Source organism: Shewanella algicola (genome assembly GCF_014648035.1).
Classification (GTDB): Bacteria; Pseudomonadota; Gammaproteobacteria; order Enterobacterales; family Shewanellaceae; genus Shewanella; species Shewanella algicola.
Window position 1 is genome coordinate 71,506 of sequence record NZ_BMQI01000006.1, and the last position, 23,563, is coordinate 95,068.

Consider the following 23,563-nt stretch of genomic DNA (forward strand, 5'->3'; position numbering starts at 1 on the left):
TTATTAGCCTAAAGTGGCTAAATTGGTATCAGTCTGCAAACAAAGGAGCCTTGTGTGGAGTCTACTTATAAACCGATAGCGGTGATTGTTGGCGATGTTGTTGACTCAACCAAGCTTACATCAGCCCAGTTTGAGCAACTACTTGAACGCATTAAAAAAATACAGACATGGATCAGCGAAGGGCATAGCGCCAATGCGCACAGTATTGAGCGCGGTGATGAGTTTCAGTCTGTAGTGCATGATATTGAAAATGCCTTGAGATACACCATTATCTATCGCATTGGCATTAAAGCGCTGGGTAAAGCCTTTGATAGCCGCATTAGTTTTGCCATTGCCGCGAATGCCGATTTACGTGAGTCGGTGTCGGAGTCGATGGGGCCTGCTTTTGTGCTTTCTGGCCGAGGGCTTAATGGCCTTAAAAATGACAGATTATTGTTTAGCTCCGATAGGATCACGCTCACAGAGTACTTTGACTTGCTGTTTAAATACCTTGATAAACAACTGACCGAGTTAACCGCGCGCCAATGCGAAGTCATGTTGCCCATGCTTCGCACCAATCAAGAATTGTCGATCAGTGAATTAGCAGAACAGCTTGATGTGGCGACAGCGACTGCCAGTAAGTCACTTAAAGCGTCAGGGTGGCCATTAATTAATGAGCTGAACAGTCGGTTTATCGACAAAGTTGCGGGGCTCAAGTATGTTTGATTTTTTCGGCGTGCTTATCCCATTTTTATTTATTCACATCATTTGTGACTTTTATCTTCAACCCGATAGCTGGGTTGAGGCTAAAAAAGCGCACACATACCGTTCACCTGAGTTATATTTTCACTCGCTGTTACATGGAGTAGGTTTAATACTGCCTGCAATGGTGTTAGGCATTGATTGGCGTTCAACGGTTTGCTTAGTTGTGATTGTTGCCGTGACGCATTTTGTGATTGATTTATGGAAAGTGACCACACCCAAGGGCGGTAAGTTAGCCTACTTTGTGATTGATCAGGCTTTGCATGTGTTGGTACTGGTAGCGATTGCGTTTCATGTCACCGATGGTGCATCGATTGAGGCCGTGTTAACGCATGAGCACTTTTCAGATGGGGTGTTAGTGGTGTTTGCTTACTTGCTTATCCTCAAGCCAACCTCAATTGTGATAGGTGCTGTGTTGGGTAAATATCCCATCGAAAACTCAGCGGAAGATACTAGCGTAAATGCAAACACTTCAGTAAATGTCGACACCATGGAGGCTAACGATGCTGCAGCTGATCCGGTTACAGCGGTTGCTAAAGTGACAACCGCTAGCCCTGTTAACGCTGGGGCTACAAATGTCAGCGGCTTGGTTGCCGGTGGCGAGTTGATTGGTTATCTGGAACGATTATTAATACTGACGTTTACGCTGGTTGGCAGCTATGCCGCGGTGGGGTTTGTATTAGCCGCCAAGTCGATATTCAGATTTGGTGAGTTAAATCAATCAGCCAACCGCAGCATGACTGAGTATGTATTGATTGGTTCGTTATTGTCGGTGGTGATCACCACTCTGATTGGGGCAGTAGTTTCATTGGGGTTAGGAATAAAACTGAAATAAATAACCTGATCACGGTGTTACTACCACAACAGAAAAAACCGCAAAAAAAAGCCTCTAAATCTATAGAGGCCTGATAATCTTATGCAGATTAAAAGCGATACCTATAATCAGCGTTTATCCCCATTCCCATAACAGATAGACGCTGAGTATAGTCACCAAGCATTGTGTAGACAGTTGATTATATTTAATTAAGCTTAATGTAATTTCAATCAAGTCATTCTTAATCAAAATTAAATTCAGCCATAAATACAAGCAAACAATGCCAAAGCGTTGTACCCGCTAGATTAACATCAGTGTGAATAAGTCCATTTAGCAAGATTGTAAAAGGGGGAAGTCACTGACGTTACCCTTGAATTGATTTTGCAAAAACGATGAGAAAGTTACAATCATAAAAGCACTATCTGCGACATTGTGTCGCAGGTGTCGTCTAACAAAGGTCGAAAATTGAACAGAGAATGTCATTGTTGTCGATCTATTCACCATAAAAATGAAAAAGTCTGTCGCGATATTTGCTAAATAAGCACTACATTTTATAAGGGTATAAGCATACATTGTTGGCTCGATGATAAGTCGTTAGCCATTAACTTGAGTGAAAACTGTTTGCCTCGTTAATGAGTAATAACGCGTTTGGGGAACATACTACCTTATGAAAATAGCTCTATTTATTCCGTGTTTAGTCAATCAGATGATGCCTGATGTTGCGATAGCCACTTTGAACTTGTTAGAAAAACTGGGGCACCAGGTCATTTTTCCGCAAGGGCAAACTTGTTGTGGCCAGCCAATGACCAATTCAGGTTGTTTTGATGAAGCCAAAAAAACCACGCTTAAATTGCTTAATGCCTTTAAAGGTGTTGAGTGTGACGCCATTGTGTGTCCTGCTGCGAGTTGTCTAGTTGCAGCCAAAGAAAACTTTCATGAGTTTGACAGCAGTAAGGAGGCTCAAGAAGTTATTAGTAAACTGTATGAGTTGACCGAGTTTTTACATGATGTTGCGCCAATTGATGGCTTTGTACGACCAATAAACAAAAAAATAAGCCTGCAAATGAGCTGTCACGGCATCCGTATGCTCAACTTAGCCACGCCAACAGAAGAAATGGGTAAACAACGATTTAATAAAGTCGAAGCTGTATTAGGCAAGATTGCAGGGCTCGAGATTGTTTATCCGGCACGTATTGATGAATGTTGCGGCTTTGGCGGAACATTTGCAGTTGATGAGGGCGCCGTGTCGGCCAAAATGGGTAAAGATAAAGCTCAGGCTCACGCCGCAACCGGGGCTCAATATGCTGTGGGTTTTGATCCCTCATGTTTACTGCATTTAGACGGCATGATCCGCCGCCAATTACTGCCCATTGAAACCCGCCATATTGCCCAAGTCATTAACGATGCCCTGTAGGAGACACCATGACTGAATTATATTCTGCATCTGGCTCAAAGGTGCATGCACATAAAGCGGATATATTTTGCCGTGATGAAACCCGCGTCGATTGGCACTCAAAAGCCTTATGGCTATTGCGTGAAAAGCGTGACCGTGCAGCGGCGAGTATTCCTGAGTGGGAGCAATTAAGACAACTCGGTTCAGAGCTTAAGTTGCATACTTTAACCCACCTTACTGATTACCTGCAGCAATTTGAACAACAATGCCAAGCCAATGGCATTGTGGTGCATTGGGCCAAAGATGGCCAAGAGCATAACCAAATTGTATTGAATATATTGGCAAAGCATCAGGTTAAACGCTTAGTTAAATCTAAATCGATGCTTACCGAAGAATGTCACATGAACCCGTTTTTAGAACAACACGGTATTGAAGTGGTGGATACCGATTTGGGTGAACGGATTATCCAGTTAGCTAACATGCCGCCATCGCACATTGTGGTGCCTGCCATTCACATGAAAAAACAAGAAGTGGGCGAGTTGTTTCATCAACAATTGGGCACTAAAAAGGGCGAGTCAGACCCATTGTATTTAACGCGGGCTGCACGAGCCCATTTAAGAGAGAAGTTTTTAACGGCCGACGCTGCGATGACAGGCGTGAATATGGCCATTGCAGACCAAGGCGCAGTTGTGGTGTGCACTAACGAAGGTAATGCCGATATGGGTGCCAACTTGCCTAAATTGCAACTGCATTCAATGGGTATCGACAAAGTGGTGCCGAATATGGATGCCGCAGGTATATTGCTGCGTACCTTAGCACGTAATGCGACAGGGCAACCGATTACCACCTATTCATCATTTTACCGTGGTCCGCAACAAGACGGCGAGATGCACGTGATTATTGTTGATAATGGTCGCACAGAAATGATGAAGGATAAGATATTAGCCGAATCATTAAAATGTATCCGCTGCGGTGGTTGTTTAAATACATGTCCGGTTTATCGCCGCTCTGGTGGTTACAGTTATAACTACACCATCCCAGGGCCTATTGGTATTGCGGTGGGGGCAAAAGAGGATTCAACCCATTCAATCCCGTGGGCCTGCACCTTATGTGGTAGTTGCACTTATGTGTGCCCAACCAAAGTGCCGTTAGATAAAATTATTGCCCATCACCGTCGTCTTAAAGCCGAAAGTAAAGCCTTACCGTATGGCAAAAGTGGCTACATGCCTTTGGTGGGCCGTTTTATGGCAAGTGACACCATGATGAATACATCAATGTCTGCGGCAAGACTGGCTTTGCGTGTGTTACCCGGTAGTTTGCTTAAACCATTCAGTGGTGCCTGGGGTAAATATCGCGAATTGCCTGTTGCACCAGAATCAAGCTTTGCCAGTTGGTATGCTAAAAACCGGAGCCGTTAATATGTCGAGTAAAAACAGTATTTTATCAGCGTTATCACAATCAGCATTAACCGCTCATCCAATGCCCAACATTGAGGTGGAAGTGACACCTCAGCCATTAGTTGAAACCTTTGCAGCAAGCCTTGCTACGGTAGCAGGTGAGTTACATCAATACGGTGGTTTGGTGGCATTACAAGCCAAAGTCGATGAATTAATGGCGCAAAATTTACAAGTGTTGTCGTTAGTTGAAGGGGTGAGTGGTAATCGACAAGTGCCAAGTACAGCTCATGAACTGGCTGATATTGATTATGCCATTTTAGCGGGGGAGTTAGGTGTTGCTGAAAACGGGGCAATTTGGGTGAGCCAAACGCAGCACCGGGTGACCCCTTTTATTTGCGAGAATTTGATTTTAGCCCTGCCTGAAAAGGCTCTGGTGGCCAATATGCATCAAGCGGTTAATCAGGTGTCTTTGGCGCAAGGGGCACTCGGCGTGTTTGTGGCTGGCCCATCTAAAACGGCTGATATTGAACAAGCACTGGTTGTGGGCGCACATGGCGCATGCAGCCTGCAGGTGTATTTGTATTAGTGTTATCCGGGTAAATAAATCGGTGCAAGGCAAGCTGATGTTGGGTGACTAACATCAGCCACTCACGATAAGTGCTTTGCACCACTTTTACACTCATATGTCTGTTTGTGCCGGGGCATTAAAATAAATCAAAAATAGTCGCACAACGCTGTTGAATAAACTCGATAAACAGTTTTACTTTTAACGGTTGTTGGCGGCGTTGATGATATAAAATACTGATCCTGCGATGCTCTCCAGCCCAATCTGGTAATACTTTAACCAGTTTGCCTTGCTCAAGCTGCGGCTTAACAAACAACGCGGGCCCATACAAAATCCCACCATCTGCCACAGTGGCTTTAACCGCGGCATGAATATCGCCTAAGGTCAGTTTCGCTGGGCCATCATAGTAAAATTCTTGACCATTTTTATGTGTAAGGCTCCAATTAAACAGTGGCCACACTTTAATCAAAGGGAACTGAATTAATTGTTGTGGATGACGTAACTCGGTCAACTGTTCGGCAAAGTTGGCAGAGGCGTATAAGCCATAGTCCAGCACACCAAGCGATGTAGACACCCAGGATGAGTCGGGTTGAGCACCACCGACAATGGCCACATCAACACCTTCATCAATCAAATCAATGGTGCTGTTATTTTGCGTCACATGCAGCTGTATATGTGGATGCAACTTAGAAAAATCATTTATCGCATCAATCAGGATCATCGACGTAATTGAGATTGGCGTACAGATGCGTAAAGTCGACTGTTGCTCATTAATATGGGTTGCAGATAACTGGTCAAATTGCGCAATGAGGTGATGATAACGGTCAAACAGCGCGCCGCCTTCTTCTGTTAAGCGTAATTTGCGTGTGCTGCGCATGATCAGCTGAGTATTCAGATTACGTTCTAATTTGCTGATCTTTCGGCTAACGGTCGCGACGGGTAATTGTAATGCAGTTGCGGCAGGCGAAAACCCACCGGCATTAACCACATGAATGAATAAATGAATCAGCTCTAATTGTGGGCCTGATGACTGGGTCATGCGCATTCCTTGTCGTTAGCTAGGTTGATCTGTTAGGCAGGATATTGGTCGTCATCTTAGCATGCATTGTTAATCTGAGATGCGAGCGAACACCTGTTAAGCGTCAATCTCATCATTAAATGCACTTTGTCGACAATAAGTAGGCATTTATGGTTGTTTTATGTTCTAAACTTGCTATATTGTCGACAACTTGGTGTTAATTATTCTATTTATATGTTCAAGGTATCACTATGAACCAACCGATAACCGCTGCAGATAAGACCTTTATAGCACTACGCGACGACATCGTCGAAGGTCGTATTGAAGCCGGTTCAAAGTTAAGCGAGACTGAATTGTCGACAAAGTTTGCCGTCAGTCGTGCGGTGATCCGTGAGGCCATTAATCGCTTAGAGTCGTGCCACATTGTTGAGCGTAAAGCCAACGTCGGGGCTCGGGTGGTGGCGTTATCTCCGCAAGGGTTAATAGAGTTGTATCAAGTGCGCGAATCACTTGAAGGCATGGCCGCTCGGTTAGCGGCAAAAAACATGACCGATGAAGAAATTGCTGACTTAGGCGCGTTATTACAATCTCATTTTGATGAGGTCAAAGGCGGCGAGTCATATTATCAAGAAGCCGGTGATGTGGACTTTCATTATCGGATTATTTTAGGTAGCAAAAACAAGCACCTAATTTCTATGCTCTTTGATGGTATTTATCATTTAGTGCGCATGTATCGCGTACAACTTGGCATGGCGGGGCCGCGTGTGACCACCGCTTATGATGAACACAAGCACATTGTTCAGGCCATTTTAAATCGTGACGCTGAATTAGCTGAAATGCTGATGCGCCGGCACATTTTATATTCTAAAAACAGTATCGAACATAAATTATCGTAATCGCTGACATGTGGCGTAAAACGTCACTCACGACATTGTATAAAGGGGAATAGCATGAGCGCAGGGAAAAAATTTCGTCAAGCTTTAGTTAATAACAAACCATTGCAAATTGTGGGCACCATTAATGCTTATTCAGCAATGATGGCTAAACAAATTGGTCATCAAGCCATTTACTTGTCAGGCGGCGGTGTGGCTAATGCATCGTATGGTTTACCAGATTTAGGCATGACATCACTTAATGATGTGCTGGTGGATGTACAACGTATTACCTCAGCCTGTGATTTACCTTTATTGGTCGATATTGATACGGGTTGGGGCGGGGCGTTTAACATTGCTAAAACCGTGCGCGATATGGAAAAAGCCGGTGCAGCCGCAGTGCACATGGAAGATCAAGTGGCACAAAAGCGTTGTGGTCACCGTCCTAATAAAGAAATAGTGCCAGTAGAAGAAATGGTCGACCGCATTAAAGCAGCGGTAGATGCGCGCACTGACCCAGACTTTTTCATTATGGCGCGTACCGACTCATTTGCTCAAGAAGGGTTAGAAGCCGCTATTGAACGTGCTAAAGCCTATGTAGCAGCCGGTGCAGACGGTATTTTTGCTGAAGCCATTAAAACAGAAGAGCACTATCGCGCTTTTGCTGAGGCATTAGATGTGCCTATTTTGGCTAACATTACCGAGTTTGGTCAAACCGAATTATGGAATAAACAGCAGTTGGGTGAGTGGGGCGCGGCAATGGTGTTATACCCATTAAGCGCATTTAGAGCCATGAACAAAGCAGCAGAAATGGTCTACAGCGCCATATTAACCGATGGTGATCAAAAAGCGGTAGTCGATAGCATGCAAACGCGCATGGAGCTTTATGATTACCTGGGTTACCACGACTATGAACAAAAATTAGACAGTTTGTTTGCTGAAGGCAAAAACAAATAAGCGTATAAATATAAACAACAAGACTCAAAACCCTACATATGTGTGTCCTTGATGGGGGCACACAGCAAGCTTAAGAAGGAAGATATATCATGGTAGACAAGAAATTATCAGGCGCAGGATTACGTGGTCAAAGTGCTGGCGAAACAAAATTATGTACCGTAGGTAAATCAGGATCAGGCCTAACCTATTGCGGTTACGATGTGTCAGACTTGGCAGATAACGCCACCTTTGAAGAAGTCGCCTACTTATTATTTAATGGCGAATTACCGACTCAAGCTCAATTAAACGAATATAAAGCCGAGCTTACTGAGCTGCGCGACTTACCCGATGCGTTAAAAGCGGTATTAAAATTGATCCCTGCTGATGCTCACCCAATGGATGTGATGCGTACCGGTTGCTCATTTTTAGGTAATCTTGAACCAGAAGTTGATTTTACTCAGCAACACAAAGCTGCCAATCGTTTGCTTGCGGCATTCCCTGCCATTATGTGTTACTGGTATCGCTATAGCCATGGCGGTGTCGAAATTGATTGCACCACAGATGAAGAATCGCTCGGCGGACATTTTCTTAAACTGCTGCGTGGCGAAACACCGTCAGCTCAACACCGTAAAGTGATGGATGTATCGTTAATTTTGTATGCAGAGCATGAATTTAACGCCTCAACCTTTACTGCTCGAGTATGTGCATCAACCTTGTCTGATATGTATTCATGTGTCACTGGTGCCATTGGTACTTTACGCGGTCCATTACACGGCGGCGCTAACGAAGCGGCCATGGACATGATCCAAAAGTTCAGTTCACCGGCCGATGCCAAAGCGCAAATGGCAGGCATGTTAGAACGTAAAGAAAAAATCATGGGCTTTGGTCATGCTATTTACAGCGTGTCTGATCCACGTAATGTAATTATTAAAGCCTGGTCTGAAAAGCTGGCACATGAAAACGGTGATACTTCTTTATACGACATCTCAGTCGCCTGTGAAGAGTTTATGTGGGACACCAAAAAGCTATTCTGTAACGCAGACTTTTTCCATGCCTCGGCTTATCACTTTATGGGCATTCCAACAAAACTGTTCACCCCAATCTTTGTGTGTTCACGATTAACCGGTTGGGCTGCACACGTGATGGAACAGCGCTCAAATAACCGCATTATCCGCCCAAGCGCTGATTATGTCGGTAGTGAGCCTCGTAAAGTTGTGCCAATTAGCCAACGTTAATCCACTGGCCGAGCCTTAGGTTCGGCTTTTTCGATTTTGATAGTCGATCACCCAAACTGTATTAACTGTGGATCTTGTTATGAATACTCAATACCGTAAATCTTTACCCGGCACTAAGCTCGATTATTTTGATACTCAAGAAGCGGTTAACGCCATTGAGCCTGGTGCTTATGCCAAACTGCCTTATTGTTCACGTGTGTTTGCCGAGAACTTAGTGCGCCGTTGTTCACCTGATATGCTCGTTGACTCGTTAAAGCAGTTAATTGAGCGCAAGCGCGATTTAGATTTTCCCTGGTTTCCAGCGCGTGTAGTGTGTCACGATATTTTAGGTCAAACCGCGTTGGTTGACTTAGCCGGCCTACGTGATGCCATTGCTGAAAAAGGCGGTGACCCGTCAAAAGTAAACCCAGTCGTGCCAACACAATTAATTGTCGATCACTCATTAGCTGTTGAGCATGCCGGTTTTGAAAAAGACGCGTTTGAGAAAAACCGCGCCATTGAAGACCGCCGTAATGATGACCGTTTCCATTTTATTAACTGGACCAAAACCGCGTTTAAAAATGTCGATGTTATCCAACCGGGTAACGGCATTATGCATCAAATTAACCTAGAGAAAATGTCGCCTGTGGTTCATGCCCTTGATGGTGTGGCATTTCCAGATACTTTAGTCGGCACCGACAGCCACACTCCGCATGTTGATGCGCTAGGTGTTATCGCCATTGGTGTCGGCGGGTTAGAGGCCGAAAGTGTTATGTTAGGCCGCGCATCGTATATGCGTTTGCCAGACATTGTAGGCGTTGAAATTACCGGCAGACCGCAACCAGGTATTACTGCGACCGACATCGTACTCGCGTTAACGGAATACTTGCGCGCACAAAAAGTGGTGTCGTCATATTTAGAATTTTTTGGTGAGGGTACGACCCATTTAACCCTAGGTGACCGTGCAACCATTACCAACATGACCCCAGAATACGGCGCCACAGCTGCAATGTTTTATATCGATCAACAAACTATCGATTACTTAACGCTTACTGGTCGTGATGACGAGCAAGTTAAACTCGTTGAAACCTATGCTAAACAAGCTGGCTTATGGGCTGATACCTTAACTAAAGTTGAATATGAGCGTGTGTTACATTTCGACCTCTCTACCGTTGGGCGTAACATTGCTGGTCCATCAAATCCGCACAATCGTGTACCAACGTCAGAACTCGCTGAACGTGGCATCAGTGGCGTGGTTGAAAACGAGCCAGGTAAAATGCCAGACGGTGCGGTGATTATTGCTGCCATTACCAGTTGTACCAATACCAGTAACCCGCGCAACATGATTGCCGCCGGTTTGTTAGCCCGTAATGCAAATGCCCGTGGTTTATTACGTAAACCTTGGGTTAAATCATCCCTTGCGCCTGGCTCAAAAGCCGTGCAATCGTATTTAGAAGAAGCTGGGTTGTTACCCGAGCTTGAAAACTTAGGTTTTGGCATTGTTGGTTTTGCCTGTACTACCTGTAATGGCATGAGCGGCGCACTGGATCCGGTGATTCAACAAGAAGTGATAGACCGTGATTTATACGCCACAGCCGTATTGTCGGGTAACCGTAACTTTGACGGGCGAATTCATCCTTATGCTAAACAGGCATTCTTGGCTTCACCGCCATTGGTCATTGCCTATGCCATTGCCGGTACCATTCGTTTTGATATTGAAAAAGATGTGTTAGGTATCGATAAAGACGGCAACGAAGTGACGTTAAAAGACATTTGGCCAACTGATGAAGAAATTGATGCAGTTGTCAAAGCCAGTGTTAAGCCAGAGCAGTTCCGTAAAGTGTATGAGCCTATGTTCGACATAAAAGTTGAATATGGTAATCATGTAAATCCCCAATATGATTGGCGTCCACAAAGTACCTATATTCGTCGCCCACCTTATTGGGAAGGCGCATTAGCGGGTGAACGCACTATGAAGGGCATGCGTCCGTTAGCGGTATTAGGTGATAACATTACCACCGACCATTTATCACCATCGAACGCGATTATGCTCGACAGTGCCGCAGGTGCCTATTTGCATAAAATGGGCTTACCAGAAGAAGACTTTAACTCTTATGCTACTCACCGCGGTGATCACTTAACGGCGCAGCGTGCGACATTCGCTAACCCGAAACTGTATAACGAAATGGTGCAGGAAAACGGCAATGTGCGTCAGGGCTCGTTAGCCCGTATTGAGCCAGAAGGCCAGGTTACCCGCATGTGGGAAGCCATTGAAACCTACATGGAGCGTAAACAGCCACTGATTATTATTGCGGGTGCTGATTATGGTCAGGGCTCGTCACGCGACTGGGCTGCAAAAGGCGTACGTCTTGCTGGTGTTGAAGTCATTGTCGCCGAAGGCTTTGAGCGTATCCACCGCACAAACTTAGTGGGCATGGGCGTGTTACCGCTTGAATTTATAAAAGGTGAGAACCGCCATACCTATGAGATTAACGGCACAGAAACCTATGATGTGGTTGGTAACCGTCAACCGGGAGCCATGATGTCTGTTGTCATGACGCGTCTTAATGGTGAACAAGTGACGATTCCGGTTAAGTGCCGTTTAGATACCGCTGAAGAGTGTTCTATCTATGAGGCGGGCGGCGTACTGCAACGCTTTGCTCAAGACTTTTTAGCCAACGAAGCGGCTAGCTAGTTAACGTAGCATTTCGTTATATCGGCAGTGTGTGATCAGGCTGCCGATTTCTTATTTAAATGTAGGATGTTGTCATGGCTCATTTACCACAAATTAGAATCCCCGCCACTTATATGCGCGGCGGTACCAGTAAAGGGGTATTTTTCAGTTTAACGGATTTACCTCAAGCCGCCCAGGTTGTTGGCCCTGAGCGTGATGCCTTGTTATTGCGCGTCATTGGTAGCCCAGACCCTTATGCCAAGCACACCGATGGTATGGGCGGGGCAACCTCGAGTACCAGCAAAACCGTGATTTTATCAAAAAGCACTCAAGCCGATCACGATGTTGATTATCTGTTTGGCCAAGTTGCCATTGATAAACCCTTTGTTGATTGGAGCGGTAACTGCGGTAATTTAACTGCAGCAGTGGGATCGTTCGCCATCAGCAACGGCTTAATTGACCCAAGCCGTGTGCTGCAAAATGGCACCGCAGTGGTGCGAATTTGGCAAGCCAATATCCAAAAAACCATTATTGCCCATGTGCCCATCACTGACGGTGAAGTGCAAGAAACAGGCGACTTTGAGCTGGATGGAGTGACCTTTCCGGCCGCTGAAGTGCAAGTGGAGTTTTTAGACCCTGCTGACGGCGATGGCGCGATGTTCCCAACGGGTAATGTGGTTGATGTACTAGAGGTGCCAGGTGTGGGTAGCTTTAACGCCACCATGATTAACGCAGGCATTCCGACCATTTTTATTAATGCAGCAGACATCAATTATGTTGGCACAGAGCTGCAAGATGACATTAATAATGATGACAAAGCCTTAACCATGTTTGAAACCATTCGCGCCTATGGTGCGGTTAAAATGGGACTCATTAAGCACATTGATGAAGCCGCCGCGCGTCAACATACGCCAAAAGTGGCTTTTGTCGCACCGGCCACTGAGTATGTATCATCAAGTGGTAAATCCGTAACCACTGCTGACATCGACTTAGTAGTACGTGCATTGTCGATGGGTAAATTACATCATGCGATGATGGGTACCGCAGCTGTGGCTATTGGCACAGCAGCAGCTATTCCTGGCACCTTAGTTAATTTAGCTGCTGGTGGTGGTGAACGCAGTGCTGTGCGCTTTGGCCATCCTTCAGGCACGCTGAGAGTGGGAGCTGAAGCTGAATTAGTGCAAGGTCAATGGCAGGTAAAGAAAGCCATTATGAGCCGCAGTGCACGAGTATTAATGGAAGGAAAGGTACGCGTGCCGCAGTAAGCTTGAGAAAATAAAGCGATGTAAATTAATAAAAAGCCTTGGTTTTACCAAGGTTTTTTTATTGGGTTAACTCAAAATAAAAGTGTCATATACATAAAAATATAATAATTAAATTATACGCTTATTGGCTGAATTTGTGGTTTATGACAAATGTGACATCTGTTAAATAATGCTTGATCATGTAGTAAAATTAGTATGTTATATGCTGAAATTCTTATAGCCCATCACGCATTTTTGGATTTTAAGGGTGTCATTTAATAAAAAATAATCAATGCTGCTGACAAAAGCGATTGTCGACGATATTACATTTACCTTGATTGGCTAAGGTAATAAAACATCAAGCCAGATAGAGAAAACAGTTCACGTATTATCGTGAAGCACATTGCAACAGTGGCTACTTATTGCAGTGTTATTAAAAAAGGAATCAAATATGGTTGAACACATTACAGGTATGCTGGCGTTAATCGGTGTGCTGTCGCTTTTGTGTCAATGGCTTGGTTGGAAGTTACGATTACCAGCTATTTTACCACTGTTATTGTGCGGTTTACTGTTAGGCCCGGGCCTAGGCATTTTAGATCCCGATGAGATTTTCGGTGATTTGCTGTTTCCGATAATTTCCTTAGGTGTTGCTGTCATCCTTTTTGAAGGTGCACTCACACTTAACTTTAAAGAAATTAAAGATCATGGCCGCATGGTCACCAACCTTGTGAGTATCGGTGCATTAATCACCTGGTTAGTGATTGTGCCTGCTGCGCATTTTTTAATGGGCTTTGATTGGAGTATTGCCGCATTATTTGGCGCCCTAGTGGTGGTCACTGGCCCCACTGTAATTGTGCCTATGCTACGTACTGTTCAACCCAAATCTAACCTGGCCAGTATTCTGCGTTGGGAAGGGATTGTGATTGACCCCATTGGCGCCCTAATGGCGGTTTTGGTGTTTGAGTATATTGCGGTATCGAATGATCCGACGACCCATGTATTGCATGCCCTTGGCTTAACCTTAGTCATTGGTTTTGGTTTAGGTTCTGTTGCAGGGTATTTAACGGGTTTGGCTATCCGTAAAAACTTATTCCCACATTACTTACTCAATACCGCAGTATTAACCATTATGCTAGGGGTGTTTGTTGGTTCTAACTTAGTGCAGCATGAGTCAGGTTTATTAACTGTAACTGTGATGGGTATTTTACTGGCTAACATGCGCGGCGTAGATATTGCCGATATTTTAGAATTTAAAGAAACCCTTACCGTATTGCTGATCTCGGCACTGTTTATTTTACTGGCGGCGCGATTAGATTCTGGCGCCATGCTCGAGCTAGGTTTTGGTGGTTTTGCTGTGTTATTAGTGGTGATGTTTGTGGCGAGGCCATTAAGCATTTGGATATCGGGGCTTGGGACTAATTTATCGTCAAAAGAAAAATGGTTTTTAAGCTGGGTTGCACCACGCGGTATTGTTGCGGCAGCGATTTCATCATTATTTGCGATTAAGCTAGAAGAAGTCGGCTTAGAAGGCGCCAGTTCAATCGTACCATTAGTGTTTTTAATTATTATTGGTACGGTTGTTATTCAAAGTTTAACGGCTGGACGTTGGGCAAAATATTTAGGCGTAAAAGAAGGTTCAAACCAGGGGTTATTAATTTTTGGTGCGTCTAATTTTTCACGTGAACTGGCCAAAGTCCTTATGTCTAAAAACATTAAGGTGTTGTTAGCTGATAACAACTGGGACAGTATTCGCCAGGCGCGTATGGAAAACATTCCGGTGTACTTTGGTAATCCTGCATCTGAACATGCTGAAACCTACATGGACTTAAGTGGTGTAGGCCGTGTGCTAGTGATGTCACCTTATCGCCAGTTAAACCCATTAGTGACCTTCTATTTCCAGGACTTACTTGGGGTTGAAAAGGTTTATGGCTTAAACAACGCCGACAGCGGCAGTGCCCGTCATCAGTTGTCTGAGTCGTATTTAAAGCGCTTGTGTTTGTTTGGTGAAAATATTTCATATGCAAAAATTGCCAGCTTAATGGCTAAAGGCGCGGTGTTAAAAGTCACCAACATTACTGAAAATTTTACCTATGAGCACTTTAAAAAGCGCTATGGCGAAACGGCGATGCCGCTGGTGTACCTAACTAAAGAGGGTAAAGTGAAAGTCTTGTCTGGCGTGGGGCCATTTGACTATCCTGTTGGGATTGAGTTGATAAGCTTGTTACCACAAGAAGCCCAAGACCAAGCGGTTATTCAGCGCGCATTAGATGACGAAGCTGACCGTAAAGCAAAAGCATTAGCCGAAGCCGAAGCGAAAGCCGCTGCAGAAGCCCGCGCTATTCGCGAAGCGGAAGAGGCTGAGCAACGCGCAATTGAAAAAGCACGTCGAAAAGAAGAAGAGTTAGCAAAGTTTGAAGAGCAAGAAAAAGCGCGACTGCTTGCTGAAGAACAAGCTGCACTAGTCAAAAAAGAAGCGGCTGAATTAGCCAAAGAGTTGGCCGCAGAAGAAAAAGCGAAAAAAGTGGCCGCACAAGCCCAAGCAACATCTGAAAGTGCTGATGAATCAACTCAGGTTGAGTCATCTGCAGAGGAAGATAAGCTTGCACAATCAACAGACCCTAAAACGGTTTAATCGTTAGCGGGTAACAAAAAAGGCTTAGCAGTCATTGCTAAACCTTTTTTATTGGGTTTTATACGATTAGAAGTTCGTACAGTACAGATAACTATTCAGCTAACGTTGTAAGCACGACTTCGTGATGGTTTTTGGTTTTAAATTTATTCAGCACATGGCTAATTTTACCATCAATGCCCACAATAAAGCTTAAGCGATGTATTCCATCAAATATTCTACCCATAAACTTTTTCTCGCCCCATACGCCAAAAGCATCTGCTACAGCGTGGTCTTCATCACTGAGTAAGGTGAAGTTGAGCGCTTGTTTGTCAGCAAACTTGGCCAATTTTGCCACTGGATCTGGACTAATACCAAACACGGTAACGTTTAACCCATCAAGTTGAGCTTTGATGTCACGTAAGCCTTGAGCTTGTACTGTACAGCCTGGGGTAGAGGCTTTGGGGTAAAAATACACCAGTACAGGTCCGTTGGTTAATGCTTGTTGTAATGATACGGTTTCACCCGCTTGGTTTTGCAAACTAAAATTAGGAGCGATGTCGCCCACGTTTAGGGTGTTCATGATTTTTCCTTATCAGGTCATTTGCAGATAATACGATCCAATGGCGAGTGAGGTTCAACTCAAGCTGAACCTGACTGCTAAGGCGCTGCAATGCCTTGCATTCGTTTAATGGTGCACTCTAAAGACATTGACTCAGCCAGCTCATGGATACTATTTTCAAGTGTGAGTAAGTTGACTTTGTCTGGAATATTGATTGCCAACAAAATGGATTGCGTTTTGAGATTGTCGTTATCGTCGGCATGCGAGCGTACTGCGGCGAGATCTAAGCCTTTATCGGCTAAGAATTGGGTAATGATTTTCATCGACCCACGTTGGTCTTCACCGTTGAAAATGACTTCTATCCGCGAAATAAAGTTTTTAGGCGTGTGTTTAGAGGTGCGCTTCATTACTGTCATGAGTTCAAGTTCAACACTTAAACTCGGTAATAAACTTTCAATTTTAGTGATGGCTGTCCATGAGCCAGATATCATCATTATTAAGGTAAATTCATTACCAAATAACGCCATACGACTGTCGACGATATCGCACTCACACTCACTAGCTAAACGCGCTAAACGACTCACTAAACCAGGACGGTCAGCGCCCATTGCCGTAACGACCAGGTAGTTGGTCATGGATTTTCCTCACTGTCGATATCTTGTTGCGAAAACGCCTACTTAAGCTCTGCGTTTATATGCGGGAGCTAATGCTAACATTTAACCGCAAAACACCTCAAGATACTAACTCATATCGGTCACATTAATACGATTATTTTTTACTGGAATAGCTTGAAAAATGCTAGGTTATACCAGTATAAAGAATTGAAGTGAGTTATTTCGGAGATTGCTTGCCGTAGTGCTTGTCATTAGTGGTTGGCATCAGTAACATAGCGAATCCTGAAAACTTGGGGAAGATAGATGATAAACGGAAGCATCGTAGCCTTAATCACACCAATGAATAGTGATGGCACAATAGATTATGCAAGCCTTGAACGGCTTGTTGAGTTTCATATCGAAGAAGGCACAGATGCCATTGTGGCAGTCGGTACGACCGGTGAGTCGGCGACGTTGCCAATGAAAGAGCATGCTGCTGTTGTGGCTCAAACCGTTAAATTTGCCTCAGGTAGAGTTCCTGTGATTGGCGGTAACGGCGCTAACGCGACCGCTGAAGCCATTGAATTAACAAAGTCTCTGCAAGATACCGGTGTTGCTGCAATGCTCGGTGTAACCCCATATTACAATAAGCCGACGCCTAAGGGATTAATTGCCCATTACAAGGCCGTGGCTGCGTGTACTGATATTCCGCAGATTTTATACAATGTACCAGGGCGTACTGCCGTGGACATGAAACCAGAAACCGTGGCTGAATTAGCAGGCGTAAGTAACATTATTGGCGTAAAAGAAGCCACTGGCGATGTAAGCCGTGTTGCACGTTTACGTGAATTATGTGGCGAAGACTTTTTACTTTACAGCGGCGATGATGGCTCTGCTCGTGAGTTTTTACTCTTGGGTGGTAATGGTGTTATTTCGGTGGCAAACAATGTGGTTCCACGTGCGTTTAAAGCCATGTGTGATGCCGCATTAGCCAAAGATGCCCAATTAGCTAAATCGATCGATGAGCCGCTAATGGGCTTATACAGTTCGTTATTTTGTGAAGCTAACCCAATCCCTGTGAAATGGGCAGTTCACCACATGGGCTTAATCTCTCATGGACATATTCGTTTGCCTTTAACTGAACTTTCTGAGCAGTTTCATGGTCTGTTAATAGAAACAATGAAACAAGCCCAGATAAAGGTATAATAAATTCATGTTAAAGAAAGTCACTCCGTTACTTCTTGTTGCAGCTGTTTCAGCTTGCAGTACCCCAATTGAGCGTCGTCAGGCTAATGGTACTGACGATTTTATCAATGCCGAAACTACACCAATATTATCGATCCCTGAAGGATTAAATGCGCCTACTTACAGCAAAGAGTATGATATTCCTTCTGTGGGTACTAAGTCAGATAAATCGTTAATTGGTAAAAAACTTGATATCCGTGCACCACTGCAAGTATTGCCAATGGCTGAAGGTACTCATATCGAAGAAAGCAGTGACAACATCCGTGTTGTGATTGATTCAATCGAAAGTACCACAGATCTAAAACAGGAAGTCTTTGATGTTATCAAAGGCTACTTATCGAAGAACAATATGGTTATTCGTGCTGAAGATTACGCATCAGGTGTGATTGAAACTGATTGGATTGAGCACCAAGAAGTGATCGAATCAAATTGGTGGGGCAGCGACAAAGTGTATACGCTGCGTCAGCGTTATAGCTATAACATTGATGTTAAATCGCACGGTCGTTCTGGCAGTGTCATGATTAATTTGCTCGAACATGAAGAGTTCTATAACGGCGAAGATCAAAAGATTTTACTGAGCGGTGACGATAAACGTCGTTACACCACTGACATGCTTAACAATGCCATTAGTTATATGAGCATTGCGCGTGACAGAGCAATCCGTGCTGCACGTATTAAACAAAGTCTAGGGATTAAAGTTGATTTAATCACTGGCGGTGTTGATGATCCAGCATATTGGTTAGCGGATGCGAATTACAATTCTGTTTGGAATCGTTTACGTTTAGTGTTGCCAGAAATGGGCTTTGATGTGGTTGATATGGATACCAGCAAAGGCTTGTTCTTCATCAGTTTAGAAGAGAGTGGTGGTTTCTGGAGTTCGTTATGGGCTGAAGAAAAGCTCACATTGAAAAAGGGTAATTATCGTTTATTGCTTGAAGAGACTGATAACCCAGAGCAAACAAAAATCTTACTACACGATGTAGAAGATAATGATTTAGACAATGAAGCGATCACCGAAGTGTATCAAGTGCTTTCAGACTTAATGCAAGAAGATCGTAAAATCTCTGAAAATTCACAACAACAAGCACCGGTGCAACGTGAAGAACGTGGTGAAAGACCCTAAGTGATTTAATCTGCTGATTAAAAAAGACGCATTTATGCGTCTTTTTTTTTAAGCTAATTGTCACAATATGTGTCGATTGTAAGCTATTTGTAACAAGTTAACCTGTGATGATGAGTGTTAAATTAAGTGTTATGCGTTTTTATGCAACATTTATGCGATATTGTTGCGTAAATTGTATGTTTGTTGCATAAGTTGTCATGGTAAACCACTTTTAACGTAAATGCGTAATATGTTGGCGTAAGTAAAACGCCTTGAAGCAAGCGGTTTGCTGAGTACAATCTCTGTTATTAATAATAAATATTCATTTTCCTGGATGGTTACGGACAAACAATGAAAAAAATACTCTTACTGATCGCCATAGTGGTCATTGCGGTGTTAGGTTACAACTCATTTGTGCCTCAAAAGACTCAAACTCAACGACCAAGACCAATACCAAACGTGGTGGTGGCAAAAGTTGAAGTGATGCCGATCCGTGATGAAGTTGAAGCACTAGGTACCGGCAGAGCATATGAATCGATTATCGTGACATCTAAAGTCTCTGAAATCGTGAATGAAATTAATTTTGATGATGGTGACATCGTTAAAAAAGGTGCCGTGTTAGTGCGGTTACGTAGCGATGAACAAAAAGCCAAAGTGGTTGCGGCAGAAGTTAAATTAACGGAAAACTTACGTGAACTTGAGCGTATTCGTTCACTGGTAAGCAGTAAAACCATTGCAGAATTAGAGCGTGACCGTTTACAAAGCCTTATTGACACCACCCGTGCTGAAGTTGCGCAAGCTAAAGCGGCCTTAAACGATCGGGTTATTTCAGCGCCTTTTGCAGGGCGTCTTGGTTTACGTCAGGTTAGTATGGGCAGTTTAGTCACCCCAGGCGAGCAAATAAGCACCTTAGATGATGTCAGTAAAATCAAATTAGACTTCTCAGTACCTGAACGGTTTATTCAAGAGTTACAACCAGGCAAATTGGTGGAAGCACGCGCAGTTGCTTATCCTGATCGTATATTCAAAGGGGTTGTGACTTCGATAGACAGCCGAGTTAATCCTCAAACCCGTGCGGTGATTGTTCGTGCGGTGATGCCAAACTCAGACCTTAGCCTACTGCCAGGTATGCTAATGAAAGTAAAGCTGATTAAACAAAGTCGCGAAGCACTTTTATTACCTGAAGCGGCCATTATTCCTATTCAAAGTAAACATTTTGTTTATATCGTTGGTGCAGACAATAAAGTGGTTCAACAGCAAGTGACATTAGGGATCCGCTCAAGAGGTTGGGCTGAAATTACTGAAGGACTCGATATTGGTCAGCAAGTGATTATTCGCGGTATTTTAAAAGTACGTCCAGGTGATGAAGTAAAAGTCCAACAAGCAGAAAACTTTAAATTTGCCCAAGTCGAAGATACGGAGAAGGCAGCATGATATTAACTGACTTATCTGTCAAACGGCCAGTTTTTGCATCTGTAATCAGTATTTTATTAATTGTATTGGGCTTAGTGTCGTTTGGTAAGTTGCCGCTGCGCGAATACCCCAATATCGACCCACCGATTGTTTCGGTTGAAACCAGTTACCGTGGAGCAAGTGCTTCAGTGGTAGAAAGCCGTATTACCCAGCTGATTGAAGATAAAATCAGTGGTGTTGAAGGTATTCGTCAAATCAGTTCATCAAGTAGCGATGGCCGCTCAAACGTGACGATTGAGTTTGATATTAATCGTGATATTGAAGCCGCGACCAACGATGTACGAGACAGAATTTCGGGGTTATTAGAACAATTACCAGAAGAAGCCGATTCACCGTCTATTTACAAAGCTAACGGTAGTGATGAAGTTATCATGTGGTTAAATTTGGTCTCTGATCAAATGGATATACTAGAGTTAACGGATTATGCTAACCGTTACTTAGTTGACCGTTTTTCGGTGATTGACGGGGTATCAACGCTGCGTTTAGGCGGTGGCAAGGTTTATGCTTTACGGATATGGATTGACCGTCAAGCTCTTGCTTCACGCAATCTAACCGTGTCTGATGTTGAAGATGCATTACGCTCTGAAAACGTTGAATTACCCGCAGGCTCAATTGAATCTAAAGACCGTCACTTTACCGTTCGTTTAGATCGGGTGTTCAAAACAGCAGAAGATTTTTCTAACTTGGTGATCACTCAAGGTGATGATGGTTACTTAGTCAAACTTGCAGATGTTGCCAAAGTTGAAATTGGCTCAGAAGAAGAGCGGATTATCTTTAGAGGCAACAAAGAATCGATGATTGGCCTTGGTGTAAGCAAGCAATCAACGGCGAATACACTTGAAGTTGCCCGTGCTGCTAATGCCTTGGTTGATCAATTAAACCCAACATTACCAGCGGGTATGGAAATTAAACGTTCATACGACAGCTCGGTATTTATTGAAGCCTCGATTGATGAAGTGTACCAAACCCTATTTATCGCCATGGTATTGGTCATTATTGTGATTTACCTGTTTTTAGGCTCAGTTAGGGCAATGTTAATTCCGGCAATCACGGTACCTGTGTCGTTATTAGCCACCTTTATTGTGCTTTATGCCTTAGGTTATACCATTAACTTACTGACCTTACTGGCAATGATTTTAGCCATTGGTATGGTGGTTGATGACGCGATTGTGATGTTAGAAAACATTCACCGTCGTATCGAAGAAGGTGACTCGCCATTAAAAGCGGCTTTCTTAGGTGCCCGAGAAGTCGCCTTTGCCGTCGTAGCAACCACATTGGTACTGGTAGCGGTCTTTATGCCTATTACCTTCCTAGAAGGCGATTTAGGTAAGCTATTTAAAGAGTTTGCGGTGACCATGAGCGCCGCGGTGATATTTTCAAGTATTGTTGCGTTAACGCTGACTCCAATGATGTGCTCTAAACTACTTAAACCGGCCGATCAAGACCCATGGCTCGTTAAGCAAGTCGATAAGATGATGAACAAGTTATCTGACTGGTATCTGGTTACACTTAATACTGGGATGAAGCGTCCTGTTATGGTGTCGCTCGTGGTGCTAATTGCGTTTGGTTTAAGTGGCTATTTGCTCAATAAAGTGCCGCAAGAATTTGCTCCTCAAGAAGACCGTGGTTCAATGTTTTTGATTGTTAATGGTCCGCAAGGCGCCAGTTTTGAGTACATTGAAAAGTACATGGATGAAGTGGAAGGGCGCTTAATGCCATTGGTTGAAGCCGGTGATATTAAACGTTTACTTATTCGTGCACCACGAGGTTTTGGTGCAGGAGCTGATTTCTCCAAAGGTATGGCTATCATTGTATTAGAGGATTGGGCTGAACGCCGTAGTGCCAATGAGATTATTGTTGATATACGCGCTCGTTTAGCAGATTTGGCTGGTATAAGAGCGTTCCCCATCATGCGACAAGCTTTTGGTCGTGGCGTCGGTAAACCAGTACAGTTTGTCATTGGTGGCCCAAGTTATGAAGAACTCGCCGATTGGCGAGACACCATGCTTGAGAAAGCCAAAGACAATCAAAATATCATTGGCTTAGATCATGACTATCAAGAAACTAAACCGCAATTAAGAGTGATCATTGACCGTGATCGCGCCGCCGATTTAGGGGTGTCTATTTCGCATCTTGGGCGTACTTTAGAGTCAATGTTAGGCTCACGCCTGGTCACTACCTTTATGCGTGATGGCGAAGAGTATGACGTGATCGTTGAAGGTAACCGCGATAATCAAAATACGGCCACTGATATGGAAAACATCTATGTGCGCTCTGACCGCTCACAAGAGCTAATACCATTATCAAACTTAGTCACGATTGAAGAGTTTGCCGATGCCAGTTCGCTTAATCGTTATAATCGCATGCGCTCGATTACCCTAGAGGCTAACCTCGCTCATGATTACAGCCTAGGTGAAGCGCTTGATTATCTAAATAACTTAGCCAGCACTTATTTACCTGCTGAAGCCGTGATTAGTTACAAAGGGCCGTCATTGGATTATCAAGAATCTGGTAACTCGATGAACTTTGTGTTTTTGCTGGCGCTGGGCATTGTGTTTTTAGTGTTAGCAGCGCAGTTTGAAAGCTTTATTCACCCGATGGTGATTATGCTTACGGTGCCATTGGCAACTTTAGGTGCGTTAATCGGATTGTGGGTGACTGGCCAAAGTATCAACATTTATAGCCAAATTGGTATCATCATGTTGGTGGGGCTGGCGGCTAAAAACGGTATTTTGATTGTGGAGTTCTCTAATCAGCTCCGTGACCGCGGAGTTGAGTTTCAACAAGCCATTTTGCAGGCTTCTTCTCAGCGCTTAAGGCCTATTTTAATGACAGGTATCACCACTGCAGCCGGCGCTATTCCGTTAGTGATAGCCTCTGGTGCAGGGGCTGAAACTCGCTTTGTGATTGGTGTGGTGGTGTTGTCGGGTATTTTATTGGCAACCTTCTTTACCTTGATTGTTATTCCGGTGGCATACAGTCTCTTTGCCCGTAATAGCAGCTCGCCAGAAGCGGTGGCTAAGCAGTTAGAAATCGAATTAAAAGAAGACTAATAGCGGCTCGCAAGCACTTAAAAAGCCAGTCAGGTCAATGACTGGCTTTTTTGTTTGTA

General features: G+C 44.0%; 18 protein-coding genes. 15 read left to right on the plus strand and 3 right to left on the minus strand.

The window, feature by feature from the left end:
• Positions 1 to 54: 54 nt before the first annotated feature.
• From IEY42_RS04185 to IEY42_RS04205, 5 genes are all read left to right on the plus strand, one after another.
• Positions 55 to 705, plus strand: coding sequence for a hypothetical protein (locus tag IEY42_RS04185; protein ID WP_188924088.1), 651 nt, complete (start codon positions 55 to 57; stop codon positions 703 to 705).
• A complete protein-coding gene (locus tag IEY42_RS04190; protein WP_188924089.1) occupies positions 698 to 1,576 on the plus strand; it encodes a DUF3307 domain-containing protein in 879 nt (292 codons plus the stop codon). The genes IEY42_RS04185 and IEY42_RS04190 overlap by 8 nt, the downstream gene beginning before the upstream one ends.
• Before the next feature lie 646 nt (positions 1,577 to 2,222).
• Positions 2,223 to 2,969, plus strand: coding sequence for a (Fe-S)-binding protein (locus IEY42_RS04195; RefSeq protein ID WP_188924090.1), 747 nt, complete (start codon positions 2,223 to 2,225; stop codon positions 2,967 to 2,969).
• A gap of 8 nt (positions 2,970 to 2,977) precedes the next feature.
• Positions 2,978 to 4,366, plus strand: coding sequence for a lactate utilization protein B (locus IEY42_RS04200; RefSeq protein ID WP_188924091.1), 1,389 nt, complete (start codon positions 2,978 to 2,980; stop codon positions 4,364 to 4,366).
• A 1-nt stretch (position 4,367) separates the two neighbouring features.
• Positions 4,368 to 4,931 (plus strand): LutC/YkgG family protein, encoded by a 564-nt coding sequence (locus IEY42_RS04205; protein ID WP_188924092.1) that lies wholly within the window; start codon positions 4,368 to 4,370, stop codon positions 4,929 to 4,931.
• A gap of 118 nt (positions 4,932 to 5,049) precedes the next feature.
• Here IEY42_RS04205 and IEY42_RS04210 read toward each other — a convergent pair whose 3' ends face one another.
• Positions 5,050 to 5,949: a LysR family transcriptional regulator gene (locus IEY42_RS04210; RefSeq protein ID WP_188924093.1), complete on the minus strand. Its 900-nt coding sequence runs from the start codon at positions 5,947 to 5,949 to the stop codon at positions 5,050 to 5,052.
• 230 nt (positions 5,950 to 6,179) lie between these two features.
• Here IEY42_RS04210 and IEY42_RS04215 point away from each other — a divergent pair, with 230 nt between their 5' ends.
• From IEY42_RS04215 to IEY42_RS04240, 6 genes are all read left to right on the plus strand, one after another.
• Complete coding sequence (locus IEY42_RS04215) at positions 6,180 to 6,824, plus strand: GntR family transcriptional regulator (RefSeq protein WP_188924094.1); 645 nt, start codon at positions 6,180 to 6,182, stop codon at positions 6,822 to 6,824.
• 54 nt (positions 6,825 to 6,878) lie between these two features.
• On the plus strand, positions 6,879 to 7,757 hold the full coding sequence (prpB, locus tag IEY42_RS04220) for a methylisocitrate lyase (protein ID WP_188924095.1): 879 nt from the start codon (positions 6,879 to 6,881) through the stop codon (positions 7,755 to 7,757).
• A gap of 89 nt (positions 7,758 to 7,846) precedes the next feature.
• Positions 7,847 to 8,971: a bifunctional 2-methylcitrate synthase/citrate synthase gene (prpC, locus tag IEY42_RS04225; protein ID WP_188924096.1), complete on the plus strand. Its 1,125-nt coding sequence runs from the start codon at positions 7,847 to 7,849 to the stop codon at positions 8,969 to 8,971.
• A 79-nt stretch (positions 8,972 to 9,050) separates the two neighbouring features.
• Entirely contained in the window at positions 9,051 to 11,645 is a 2,595-nt protein-coding gene (gene acnD / locus IEY42_RS04230) for a Fe/S-dependent 2-methylisocitrate dehydratase AcnD (protein ID WP_188924097.1), read from the plus strand.
• 74 nt (positions 11,646 to 11,719) lie between these two features.
• Positions 11,720 to 12,889 carry a 2-methylaconitate cis-trans isomerase PrpF gene (prpF, locus tag IEY42_RS04235; protein ID WP_188924098.1) on the plus strand — a complete coding sequence of 390 codons (1,170 nt, stop codon included), beginning with the start codon at positions 11,720 to 11,722 and terminating at the stop codon, positions 12,887 to 12,889.
• Between the two features lie 430 nt (positions 12,890 to 13,319).
• Positions 13,320 to 15,500, plus strand: coding sequence for a cation:proton antiporter (locus IEY42_RS04240; protein ID WP_188924099.1), 2,181 nt, complete (start codon positions 13,320 to 13,322; stop codon positions 15,498 to 15,500).
• Positions 15,501 to 15,591: 91 nt separating this feature from the next.
• Here IEY42_RS04240 and bcp read toward each other — a convergent pair whose 3' ends face one another.
• Both bcp and IEY42_RS04250 read right to left on the minus strand, forming a co-directional pair.
• A complete protein-coding gene (gene bcp, locus IEY42_RS04245; RefSeq protein ID WP_188924100.1) occupies positions 15,592 to 16,059 on the minus strand; it encodes a thioredoxin-dependent thiol peroxidase in 468 nt (155 codons plus the stop codon).
• Positions 16,060 to 16,136: 77 nt separating this feature from the next.
• Positions 16,137 to 16,673, minus strand: coding sequence for a glycine cleavage system transcriptional repressor (locus IEY42_RS04250; protein WP_188924101.1), 537 nt, complete (start codon positions 16,671 to 16,673; stop codon positions 16,137 to 16,139).
• A gap of 282 nt (positions 16,674 to 16,955) precedes the next feature.
• On the opposite strand from IEY42_RS04250, the gene dapA reads away from it, so the two are divergent.
• The 4 genes from dapA (at position 16,956) to IEY42_RS04270 (ending at position 23,504) form a co-directional block, all read left to right on the plus strand.
• On the plus strand, positions 16,956 to 17,837 hold the full coding sequence (gene dapA, locus IEY42_RS04255) for a 4-hydroxy-tetrahydrodipicolinate synthase (protein WP_188924102.1): 882 nt from the start codon (positions 16,956 to 16,958) through the stop codon (positions 17,835 to 17,837).
• Between the two features lie 7 nt (positions 17,838 to 17,844).
• Positions 17,845 to 18,999 (plus strand): NlpB/DapX family lipoprotein, encoded by a 1,155-nt coding sequence (gene bamC, locus IEY42_RS04260; RefSeq protein ID WP_188924103.1) that lies wholly within the window; start codon positions 17,845 to 17,847, stop codon positions 18,997 to 18,999.
• Positions 19,000 to 19,329: 330 nt separating this feature from the next.
• A complete protein-coding gene (locus IEY42_RS04265) occupies positions 19,330 to 20,412 on the plus strand; it encodes an efflux RND transporter periplasmic adaptor subunit (RefSeq protein WP_188924104.1) in 1,083 nt (360 codons plus the stop codon).
• Positions 20,409 to 23,504: an efflux RND transporter permease subunit gene (locus IEY42_RS04270; protein ID WP_188924105.1), complete on the plus strand. Its 3,096-nt coding sequence runs from the start codon at positions 20,409 to 20,411 to the stop codon at positions 23,502 to 23,504. Before IEY42_RS04265 ends, IEY42_RS04270 begins: the two co-directional genes overlap by 4 nt.
• Positions 23,505 to 23,563 lie beyond the last annotated feature (59 nt).